Source organism: Pseudoalteromonas sp. SR45-5 (assembly GCF_014163565.1).
GTDB lineage: Bacteria > Pseudomonadota > Gammaproteobacteria > Enterobacterales > Alteromonadaceae > Pseudoalteromonas > Pseudoalteromonas distincta.
In genome coordinates, this window is record NZ_JACJDN010000909.1 from 1 (window position 1) to 1,174 (window position 1,174).

Genomic DNA, 1,174 nt, shown 5'->3' on the forward strand with positions numbered 1-1,174 from the left:
AAAAAAAATCACCTCTGTTTTAACATTATTTAAATCTAAATCTAGTTCAGATCTAACTTTTGATGATGCTGACTTGAGCTGTGATTATATATTTTTCCCTACGCAAGTAAGGTATGACTCTCAGTTAATTTTAAATAGCGATATAAATAACCAACAAGCTATTGAAAAAGCGGTTGCGTTAGCTAAAGAACGTAATTGCATGCTGTATGTAAAAATTCATCCTGCGGAGACTGATCCTGAAATTTTAAGAGATTATGTATTGCTTAAAGAGAAATATGACTTTTTAATCGTTAATAGTAATACGACCGAGTTAATAAAACAGGCTAAAGTGGTAGTGACTATAAATTCAACTGTTGGACTAGAAGCACTTATCTACAATAAAGAGCTAAAAGTTTATGGCCGAGCCATTTATAGCGATTTCGATTTTTCAAGGGTACTTAGTTACATACATAATTACCTCGTTGATTTTGACTATTTTTCAGATGAGTTAATTAGTGAAAAAGAATTTAATAAACTGCTTGCGTTAGCGAGTAAGTAAAAGTTTATAGTGCGTTCGTTGTTGTGCTCTACTGACTGTGTATTTATAGGAAAAAATGAATGACTGACTTTTCGGTTTTAATGTCAATTTATGATAGAGAAAACCCTATATATTTAAATGCGTGCCTTGAAAGCTTATATAATCAAACGGTCAGAGCATCAGAAGTAGTACTTGTACTCGATGGCCCTATTAAGCAAGGCTTAATGGATGTAATAAATAAATGGAAACTTCAACTGAATATGGTGTTAGTTCCTTTACAAGTAAATGTAGGCCTTGGAAATGCTTTAAACGAAGGGTTAAAAGCATGCTCTTACGAACTTATTGCAAGAATGGACACCGATGACTTATGTGTACCAGAACGTTTTGAAAAACAATTAGCTATATTTAAAGCGCAGCCATCACTTGCTTTTTGTGGCTCATTTATTGATGAAATAGAATGCGAAAGCACGAATTATATAGCGACTCGTTATGTAAAAGAGTTTAACGATGACATAATTAAAGGTGGAATTTCGCGCAATCCCTTTAATCATATAAGCGTTATGTTTAAAAAAAGTGCTGTTATGTCTGTTGGTAGTTATAAACATATGATGTCAATGGAAGATTGGTATTTATGGTTACGTCTGCTTAGCAGCGGTC

At 33.1% G+C, this 1,174-nt stretch carries 1 protein-coding gene and 1 pseudogene; both read left to right on the forward strand.

Annotated features, from left to right (window positions below; all coding sequences use genetic code 11):
* Window positions 1-538 (forward strand): annotated as a pseudogene (locus H5072_RS20005) (hypothetical protein); the annotation flags it as partial.
* A 59-nt stretch (window positions 539-597) separates the two neighbouring features.
* On the forward strand, window positions 598-1,174 hold a 577-nt coding region (locus H5072_RS20010), incomplete at its 3' end, for a glycosyltransferase (protein WP_182694585.1).